The organism is Dietzia aerolata (genome assembly GCF_014144865.1).
GTDB lineage: Bacteria > Actinomycetota > Actinomycetes > Mycobacteriales > Mycobacteriaceae > Dietzia > Dietzia aerolata.
The window spans coordinates 1-9,168 of record NZ_JAALDM010000113.1 but is presented as its reverse complement, the minus strand read 5'-3'; the positions used below and the strand labels follow the sequence as shown (position 1 = coordinate 9,168).

Genomic DNA, 9,168 nt, shown 5'->3' with positions numbered 1-9,168 from the left:
CGGCGCCGGGGCGACGGTTGGAGCAGTAGCGCACGGCGCCCATGTGACCGGCCGCGCGGACCGAGGCCGCGGACGGCGGGCCCGCGGCGTAGTCGAGCAGCGTGCCGATCGGGACTCCGGCGCCGGCTCCGGGGAGTGCCCCGAGCGGGGCGGGGATGGAGGACTGGGCGCCCGCGACGGGCGAGAAGCCGGCGGCAAGCGCACCGGCTCCGGCCGCACCGAGCCCGGCACGGCGGAGGAAGGATCGGCGGTCGAACGTCATGGAGGTACTCCGGGTTCTCAGTCAGTGATGGAGGCACGAGTGACAGATGGGACTCGCGCCCCCGACGAGTGTGACACATGAACGTCGCGGCGTCTCCCCCCGGCGTTACCACATGGGTGGTATCCCACCGCTCAGGCACGGCTTGGTTGACTGATGTTCATGCCCCGCTCGCACAGATGGACCTATACCGACCTCACCGACCAATCCGGCCGCGTTTTCGTGGTGACCGGCGCGAACACCGGGATCGGGTTCGCCACCACCCGAGCCCTGGCGGGCCGGGGCGCGCGGGTGATCATGGCGTGCCGCAATCTCCAGAAGGCGGAGGCCGCGCAGGCGTCCCTGCCGGCGGCCGCGCGGGAGCGCACCGAGGTCCGGCTGCTCGATCTGGCGGACCTGGACTCGGTGTCCCGCTTCGTCGATGAGGTCTCCGCCGGGCCCGACGCGCTCGAGCGGATCGATGTCCTCATCAACAACGCCGGGGTGATGAACCTCCCGCACGCCCGGACCGCGCAGGGCCACGAGATGCAGTTCGGCGTCAATACGCTGGGCCATCACGCCCTCACCCTGGGCCTGGAACCGCTTCTGCGGGATCGCGTGGTCTGGCTCGGTTCGCTGTCCCACCTGTGGGGCCGCATCGACACCGACGACCTGAGCATGGAGCGGCGCGGCTACAGTCCGATGCGCGCGTACGGCAACTCCAAGCTGGCGTGCCTGATGCTCGCCTACGAATGGCAGCGGCATTTCGATCGCGAGGGTTCCGACCTGCGGTCCGTGGCCGCCCACCCCGGCTACACGGCCACCGAGCTCATCCGGCAGAGCGGCCGGCCGCTCGCCGATCGGTTCTTCGAACTGGGCAACTCGATCCCGGGCGCGGGCCTGACCCCCGACCAGGGCTCACTGCCGGTCCAGTACGCGGCCACCGTCCAGGACATCGCCGGCGGCGCCTTCGTCGGACCCGACCGGCTCGGGGGCCTGCGCGGCCTGCCCGAGATCACGTGGTCGACCGCGCGGTCTCACGACACGGCAGTGGCGGCGGCACTGTGGCGACGCTGCAGCGAGATGGTGGCGTTTCGCTAGATCGCGGGCCCGACGGAACCTCCGGAATGGGGCGACGACGACACCGTCGCCCCCGGGCTCACAGGAGTCCGGACGCCGCGAGACCGGACCGGAGCTTGTCCAGGTGTTCGGCCGGCCCCTGGAGCAACGGCATGCGCAGCCGGTCGGATCCGATGACGCCGAGAAGTTTCATCGCCGCCTTGGCCTGGATGGCGCCCTGCGAGGTGTGCATGATCGCGTCCACCGCCGGAATGAGGCGGGTGTGGATCTCCCTGGCACGGGGCAGGTCGCCGGCGTCGACGGCCTCGACCATCGCGCGGTAGTCGTTGCCGGCAACGTGTCCGACCACGGAGACCACGCCGACGGCGCCCATCGCGAGATGGGCGAGATTGAGCACGTCATCCCCCGAGAACCACAGCAGGTCCGTCTCCGCCATCAGTCGGCTGGCCTCGAACAGGTCACCCTTGGCGTCCTTGATCGCGCGCACCTGCGGGATCTCGTCGAGGCTCCGGATGGTGTCCGTGGTCAGGGCCAGGCCGGTCCGACCGGGGATGTCGTACGCCATGATCGGACGGTCGGCGGCCTCGCCGATCATCCGGAAATGCTCGACGATCCCCTGCTGGGTGGGCTTGTTGTAGTAGGGCGTCACCACGAGCAGGGTGTCGGCGCCGCGGGCGACCATCTCGCGGGCCGCACGCATCGAGTGCTCGGTGTCGTTGGTACCGCAGCCGGCCATCACCGAGACCCGGTCTCCGACCGCCTCGACCACGGCCTGGACACAGTCGTAGTCCTCGTCGTCGGTGGTCGTCGCGGACTCTCCGGTCGTGCCGTTGACCAGCAGTCCATCATGACCATTGTCGGCCAGGTGGACCGCGAGTCGCCGCAGGCCGTCGAAGTCGATCGAGCCGTCGTCATGCATGGGGGTCACCATCGCGGTGATGACCCGACCGAAGGGGTTGTCGGACATGCGAACCAGACTAGGCCACATCACCGATGTTGCGCTCTCACGTGGCATCCGGTGCGTCGCACATCACTGCCCGCCCGGGCCAGTTGCTAGCGAACCTTGTCCGGATCCGTGTTGAGGAATCGACCGAGCGTGTTGTCCACGACGATGTGTGCCACCTCGTTGGTGGTAGCCATGCCGACTCGGAGCGTCGTGATCAAGGCGTTCTGCAACATCGGATACACCTCCTATGCGTTGTGACGCTCGTCACCCTACGTGCATCGATGACGCAGCACCAAACTTTCGGCGAACTTTCTGGACGATCGTTCTGGACGAATGTACTAGTCGAGCGTCCGAAATGGCAGCTTGACCGAAAAGCCCAGCGCAACGGTCACAATGAGGCAACGGCGCCGTCGTGATATAGTTGATGCATCAACTACTTCCGGGGAGGTTGCCCATGTCCGCACGGTCTTCCGCACGATCCTCCGCAGTGCCATCAGGAGTGTCATCCGCACTGTTTCCGAAGGTCTCCATCCGCCGCTCGCACACGCGCTCCCGCGACCGGGGAGGCTGGCTGGACTCGCGCCACTCGTTCTCGTTCGCCCGCCACCAGGATCCGATGAACACCCACTTCGGGCGCCTGCTCGTCAACAACGACGACACGATCGCCGCGGGCACCGGATTCGACACCCACGGACACCGGGACATGGAGATCGTCACCTGGGTCCTGTCCGGCTCCCTGGTGCACCAGGACTCTGTAGGGAACAGCGGCCTCATCTACCCCGGCCTGGCCCAGAGGATGAGCGCCGGCAGCGGCATCCTGCATTCGGAGCGCAATGACTCCTGGCAGGACGGCTCGATCCAGCGCGACCCCGCTCATGTCGAGCCGGTCCACCTCGTGCAGATGTGGGTCGTTCCCGACGACACCGGCGCAGAACCGGGATACGAACAGCGGGAGATCGCCCCCGGCGAGCTGGAGAACGACCTCGTCGTCGTCGCCGGAGGCTCTGACACCTACGCCGACCGCGCGGCGATCAGGATTCGCAACCGGACGTCGGCGCTCCTGGCCTCGCGCCTTTCACCCGGGCACTCGGTCGCCCTCCCCGACGCGCCGTTTGTACACCTCTACGTGCCGGTCGGTTCCGTGGCGCTCGAGGGCGTGGGCGTGCTCGACACCGGCGACGCCGCGCGCATCACCGCCTCCGGAGGGCGGAGGGTGACCGCCGGTGAGGCCGGGGCCGAGATCCTCGTGTGGGAGATGCACGCCGGCATGACCATGCTCGACGTGCGCGGCCACTAGCCCCGCACCACACGACGGCGCCCTCACCCGCCGATGGGTGAGGGCGCCGAAGTGCGTGCCGAACGCGGTGAGGGTCAGGCCTTGTCGTCCTCGACGGTCGCGGGTGCGCCGTCGTCCTCCTCTACTTCCGGGATCTCATGCAGCGGATGGATCGGCTCCGGCGAGGGCGCCTCCTCGTTCTTCTCCAGTTCGTCGGCCGAGTAGGCCCGATCCCACTGACGGGTGACCGTGGGCAGGCGCTCGCCCATGTCGTCGCTGATGCCGCGCACCAGGCTGTACATCATCACAAAGCCCATGACGAAGAACGGCAGCCCGATCACCGTGATGACCTCTTGGAGAGCCGTCAGTCCGCCCTCTCCGGTGCTGACGAGGATCGTGGCGCCGACCGCGCCCATGAGCACACCCCAGATGACGCGCTGATGGGTGGGCGAGATCTGAACGTCCTCGTCCTTGCCCGAGGCCATCATGTCGACGACCATCGCCGCCGAGTCGACGGACGTGGTGAAGAAGATGACCACCAGGAGCACGGCGAGGCCGGAGACGAGCGTGGCGAGCGGGTAGTTCGACAGGAACTCGAACAGTGCGCCCGGGATGTCGCCCTCGACGGCCACCCGCTGGGCCAGGCCGCCGTCCCCGTTGAGCTCGATGTCGAACGAGGCCATGCCGAAGACCCCGAACCAGATGACGGAGAAGGCCACCGGCAGGCCGAGGACGCCAAAGACGAACTCGCGGATCGTGCGCCCCTTGGAGATGCGGGCGATGAAGATGCCGACGAACGGCGACCAGGTGATGGTCCACGCCCAGTAGAAGACGGTCCACGTGTTCTGCCAGCCTGCCAGGTCATCGCTGGCCGGGAAAACGTTATTCCACAACGCCAGCTCCGGCAGCGTGGTCAGGTACACGCCGAGCGACTCGACGGTTCCCTTGAGCAGGAACAGGGTGGGGCCGGTGACGAGAATGAAGATCAGCAGGGCCACGGCCATCGCGATGTTGGCATTTGACAGCCGCTTGATGCCCTTCTCCAGGCCCAGCGCGACGGAGATGCAGGCGATCGTGGTGACGAACGCGATGATGAGCGTCTGCACCAACGGGGACACGGCGATGCCGAACAACTCGTTCAGGCCCGCATTGATCTGCAGCGTGCCCAGTCCGACCGAGGTGGCGACGCCGAAGACGGTGCCGATGAGGGCCACCACGTCGATGATCTTGCCGATCGGGCCGAAGATCTTGTCGCCGAAGACCGGCGCGAAGATCGAACTCACCCGCGGGGGCATCTTGCGCTTGTAGATGAAATACGCGAACGCCAACGCCGGCAGCGCGAAGATCGTCCACGTGTGCAGGCCGAAGTGGTACAGCGTGAATGCCATGGCCTCGGTGGCCGCGTCCGCACTGCCTGGTTCCACCCCGCCGCGCGGCGGGGTGGCGAAGTGCGAGATCGGCTCCGCCACACCCCAGAACATGAGGATCGACCCGATCCCGGCCGCGAACAGCATCCCGAACCAGGTCGCGGTGGAGTGCTCGGGCCCCTCGTCGTCGGCACCCAGCCGGACATGGCCGAACCGGCTCATCGCGATCCAGATGAGGAAGAACAGGAAAGCGGTGACGCCGAAGATATAGAACCAACCGAGGTTGGTCATGATCCAATCGGACGCGGTGCCAAAGACCTCTCCGACCCAGCCGCCGGCCACGATCGTGATGATGACGAACGCCAGGATGATACCGACAGTGGAGAGAAAGATCCCCGGGTCGGTTTTGAGCCTCAATGCTCTTGTGATCCGTTCGGACATGGTCTCCCTCGTCTTTACTTTTCAGGTCGAGCGGGCCGGCCCAGTCTCTCGGGAGTCGCTGACGCGACTCACTCGACAACTTCAGTATGCAAAGTTGTGTACCACGAAAACTTTTCCGGCTCCGTAGGCAATGCCCATCCCGGCCGAACGGTAACCGGGATCGAGAAGGTTCTCATTGTGTCCGGGCGAGTTCTTCCACAGGTCCACCAGGCAGGCGGCGCCGCAGTAGGTGCCGGCCGAGACGATGTTCTCCCCATGCCCGCGCTGGATGAGCGCGGTGTTGTGGACCACCTGATCACGGGCCGCGAGCCGGTCAGCCCATGCCTGCGCTTCGCCGTCGAGCCCGGGGTTCGGCGCGAGCGTGCCGAGCCCGTGCGCGGTGCGGTAGCCGTTGATCTCGGAGATGATCCCCTCGCGCAGTCCGCCAGAGACATCCTGATAGGTCATGCCCGTCGATCCGGCCGCCGCCCAGACCTCCGGCGGCAGGGCCGCGCGCACCTGGGAGAAGACCTGATCCACCTGGGAGGTCAGGTGCGGCGGGACGAAGGGCGGCACCGTCTGAGCGGAGGCGGACGCGCCTCCCCCGACACCGATCAGTGCGGCAGAGGTGACGGCAATGGTCGCGAGTGACGCTGTGAGTCTGGAGCGCATGATGATGATCATGCCGCCTCGGCGAGCCTGAAGCGAACCGATTGACGGATGAGGTACACGATTCCGAAACGCCTGTGACCTGCAGTTATTGATGTGATTAATGTGACTGGAGTGGTAAGCTCAGCCGGCCTGTTTCGGCACCAGGAATCGCCCAGCGCCCGGCAGCACCTCAACCTCGACCGGCAGCGTCGACACGGCGTCACCGTCGGCGAACGCCTCGACGTCTGAGGGCACGACGTCCGGGGTCTCGAGCCGAACCGTCCGGCACCGCCGCGACACCACGCCGTCCAGCCCCACGTGCCGCCCGGAGAAGATCTTGGAGAAATGCCGGGCGAACCGGAGCTTGGGGGTCCGCCCCACCTCCACCACGTACACCACGTCGAGGAGCCCGTCCGAGCGGTCCGCGTCGGGGGCGATCCGCATGTCCCCGCCGTAGCTGCGGGTGATCGCGAAGGCACTGAGCAGCACCTCGGCCTCCACCACGTCCTCAGTCGGCAGCCCGGCGTCGAACGTCATCCGGAACCGCCGCGGCCGATAGAACGGGAACTCCATCAGCGCGGCGATCACGTACCGCGCCGGTCCGCTGAGCAGTCGCATCTCGTTGACCCGCCGGTTGACCTTCGAGTCCAGCCCGGCGCACAGGATGGATCCGAACACCTGCGGCGCTTGGCCGTCCGGTGTCACCCGCCCCAGGTCCACCACCTCGACGAGCCCTGCGGCCACCACATCCGCGGCGGCCTCGGGATCACCCAGCGGGATCTCGTAGTCGCGGGCCAGGTCGTTTCCGGTGCCGGCGGGGATGATGCCCACAGGCACCTGGCTGTGAGCGGTGGCCTGCACGGCGAGCGAGACCATCCCATCGCCGCCGCACACCGCGAGCGCGTCCACGGCGCGCCCGTCGATGCCGTCGGCGACAACCCCCCGCGCCAACTCCAGCGACTCCTGCGCACTGCCGCCGGTCAACCGGGTCACGGCGACCCCGTGGGACCGCAGCCGCACCTCGGCGCGGTCGACGATCTGCCCCACCTTGCCGCCGCCGGCCGCCGGGTTGATGAGCAGGGCGACGGTGCGGATCTCGCGCTCGTTCAGCGTGGAACTCATGGGATGAGTGTCCCCGGGTTGCACACGCCGTGCGGGTCAACGGCCGCCTTGACCGCGCGCAGCATCGCCACGCCCACCTCGCCGATCTCCGCCGCGAGGTACGGGCGGTGGTCGGCACCCACCGCGTGGTGGTGGGTGATGGTGCCGCCGTTCGCGCCGATCGCCTCGGACGCCGCGCGTTTGGCGTCGAGCCACTGCGTCAGGGGGTCCGCGCCGCGCTGCCCGGCCACGACGGTGAAGTACAACGAGGCGCCGGTCGGATAGACGTGGCTGATGTGGCACATGACCAGCGCCGGGGTGCCGCTCGCCTCGAGGGAGGAAGTAAGGGCGACGACGACGACGTCACGCAGTTTCTCAATGTTCGACCAATCGGTGGCCGTCTCGAGCGTTTCCACCAGTGCGCCATTGTCCAGAAGGGAGTCCCGCAGCACGGGCGCGCCGAACCGTCCGTGCTCCCAAGACTCTGCGGGCCCGGCCCCCAGCGACACGCCGCCGTGGGCTTCGAGCAGCGCGCGCGTCTCGGCATGCCGCGACTCGGCGTGCTCGACCGTGCCCTCGAACAGGCACAGACACAGGCAGCCCCCGGACTCCCCGTCTTCGCCCGCACCCTCACCGATCGAGTCGGTCGCGGTGGCGAGGTTGACCATCGTCTCCGTCTCATCGGACAGGCGGATGACGGTGGGGCCGGTGCCCTGCTGTTCCACGGCGCGGACGGCCGCGGCGCCGGTGGCGAAGTCGGGGAAGCGGAACGCCTCGTGCCGCACCACCTCGGGGACGGGATGGATCCGCACGCGGACGCGGGTGCACACGCCGAACGCGCCCTCCGAGCCCAGGAGCCACTGCCGCAGGTCCGGGCCGGCCGCGGACGCTGGCGCCCGACTGGATTCGATCGTCCCTACGGGCGTCACGACGGTCAGCCCGCGGACCATCTCGTCGAAGCGCCCGTAGCCGGCCGAACTCTGACCCGAAGAGCGGGTCATGGCGTAGCCGCCCAGCGAGGCATAAGGGAAGGACTGCGGGAAGTGGCCCAGCGAGTAGCCGTGCTCGGCCAGCAGTTCCTCGGCGCGCGGGCCGGTGACGCCCGCCCCGAACACCGCCTCGCCGGAGACGGTGTCGATCGACTCGAGCGCGTCGAACCGGACCAGGTCGACGCTCACCACGGCCCGGTGCCCGCCGGCGTCGGGGTTGAGTCCGCCCACCACGGAGGTGCCTCCGCCGAAGGGGACCACGGCCACCGATTCCCGACCGCACCACTCGAGCAGCGCGGCCACCTCGTCGTCGCTGGCCGGTGCCACCACCGCGTCGGGGCAGTCCACCTCGGGGCGCAGGCGCCACGCCAGGAGATCGGGGGTGGACTTCCCACGGGCACGGGGCAGGCGCTGGGCGTCCTCGACGGACACGTTGCCCGGTCCTACGAGGGCGATGAGCGCGGCGATGTCGTCGTCGTCAAGCTTTGAGGGGGAGGCGACGACAGCCGCCGGGTCGAACGAGACGCCGCTTTCGGCGGTCACGCCCAGGACGTCACGCAGCAGGCCGCGGATGCCCTCGTTGAGGTCCTTGGCCTCGGCGTCAGTGCCCCAGCGGGACAGCGCCATCGGCGGCAGCGGCAGTGTGGCGGCGGGGGAATCGGGATTGTCAGCGCGTGTGTCATCGCTCATACTGGAACAGTAAAGCACAATCTGTTCCGATTCCAGCCCAATTCCAGCCCACATTGCTCCGCGTCGACCCGCAAGGAGGACCGGTGACCGACCGACCCGCACCATCCCGATCCGACGCCCCGTCCGGTCCCTCGCGAGCAGCCACAACGCAAGCGGCGCCCCATCCGTCAGCCAACCCCCGGGCGGCGACGCGCGACCGCGCCCTGGACGCCGCCCACGCCTGCGTTCTCGACCTCGGCATCGACCGCACCACGATGGTCGAGGTGTCGCGCCGATCCGGCCTCGGCCGCACCACGCTGTACCGGCACTGGCCCCACAGCACCGCGCTGCTCACCGACCTGCTCACCCGCGAGCTCACCTCGGCGGTCGCCCACCTGGGCCCGGACGCGCCCGACCCCACGGCGCCGCGC

The 9,168-nt window shown here is 68.4% G+C and carries 9 protein-coding genes and 1 pseudogene; 3 read left to right on the top strand and 7 right to left on the bottom strand.

All coding sequences use genetic code 11. The annotated features are described in order from the left end of the window. Positions 1 to 262 (bottom strand): annotated as a pseudogene (locus tag G6016_RS07480) (Tat pathway signal sequence domain protein); the annotation flags it as partial. Positions 263 to 421: 159 nt separating this feature from the next. Here G6016_RS07480 and G6016_RS07475 point away from each other — a divergent pair. Beyond that, entirely contained in the window at positions 422 to 1,339 is a 918-nt protein-coding gene (locus G6016_RS07475) for an oxidoreductase (protein WP_182632040.1), read from the top strand. Positions 1,340 to 1,397: 58 nt separating this feature from the next. Here the strand turns inward: G6016_RS07475 and dapA are convergent, their stop codons facing one another. Then, positions 1,398 to 2,285 carry a 4-hydroxy-tetrahydrodipicolinate synthase gene (gene dapA / locus G6016_RS07470; protein WP_182632039.1) on the bottom strand — a complete coding sequence of 296 codons (888 nt, stop codon included), beginning with the start codon at positions 2,283 to 2,285 and terminating at the stop codon, positions 1,398 to 1,400. Between the two features lie 86 nt (positions 2,286 to 2,371). Continuing rightward, on the bottom strand, positions 2,372 to 2,497 hold the full coding sequence (locus G6016_RS17515; protein WP_277815123.1) for a hypothetical protein: 126 nt from the start codon (positions 2,495 to 2,497) through the stop codon (positions 2,372 to 2,374). Between the two features lie 221 nt (positions 2,498 to 2,718). Here G6016_RS17515 and G6016_RS07465 point away from each other — a divergent pair, with 221 nt between their 5' ends. Further along, complete coding sequence (locus tag G6016_RS07465; RefSeq protein WP_182632038.1) at positions 2,719 to 3,561, top strand: pirin family protein; 843 nt, start codon at positions 2,719 to 2,721, stop codon at positions 3,559 to 3,561. Positions 3,562 to 3,635: 74 nt separating this feature from the next. Here G6016_RS07465 and G6016_RS07460 read toward each other — a convergent pair whose 3' ends face one another. The 4 genes from G6016_RS07460 to G6016_RS07445 all read right to left on the bottom strand — a co-directional run bounded on the left by G6016_RS07460 (position 3,636) and on the right by G6016_RS07445 (position 8,695). Continuing rightward, positions 3,636 to 5,348: a BCCT family transporter gene (locus G6016_RS07460; protein ID WP_182632037.1), complete on the bottom strand. Its 1,713-nt coding sequence runs from the start codon at positions 5,346 to 5,348 to the stop codon at positions 3,636 to 3,638. 81 nt (positions 5,349 to 5,429) lie between these two features. Then, positions 5,430 to 5,999, bottom strand: a complete 570-nt coding sequence (locus tag G6016_RS07455; protein ID WP_241729929.1) for a CAP domain-containing protein — start codon at positions 5,997 to 5,999, stop codon at positions 5,430 to 5,432. Positions 6,000 to 6,119: 120 nt separating this feature from the next. Further along, positions 6,120 to 7,100, bottom strand: a complete 981-nt coding sequence (locus G6016_RS07450; RefSeq protein ID WP_182632035.1) for a diacylglycerol kinase family protein — start codon at positions 7,098 to 7,100, stop codon at positions 6,120 to 6,122. Continuing rightward, on the bottom strand, positions 7,097 to 8,695 hold the full coding sequence (locus tag G6016_RS07445) for an FAD-binding oxidoreductase (protein WP_182632041.1): 1,599 nt from the start codon (positions 8,693 to 8,695) through the stop codon (positions 7,097 to 7,099). Before G6016_RS07445 ends, G6016_RS07450 begins: the two co-directional genes overlap by 4 nt. Before the next feature lie 146 nt (positions 8,696 to 8,841). Between G6016_RS07445 and G6016_RS17510 the strand changes: the two genes are divergently transcribed. Next, on the top strand, positions 8,842 to 9,168 hold a 327-nt coding region (locus tag G6016_RS17510), incomplete at its 3' end, for a TetR family transcriptional regulator (RefSeq protein ID WP_182632034.1).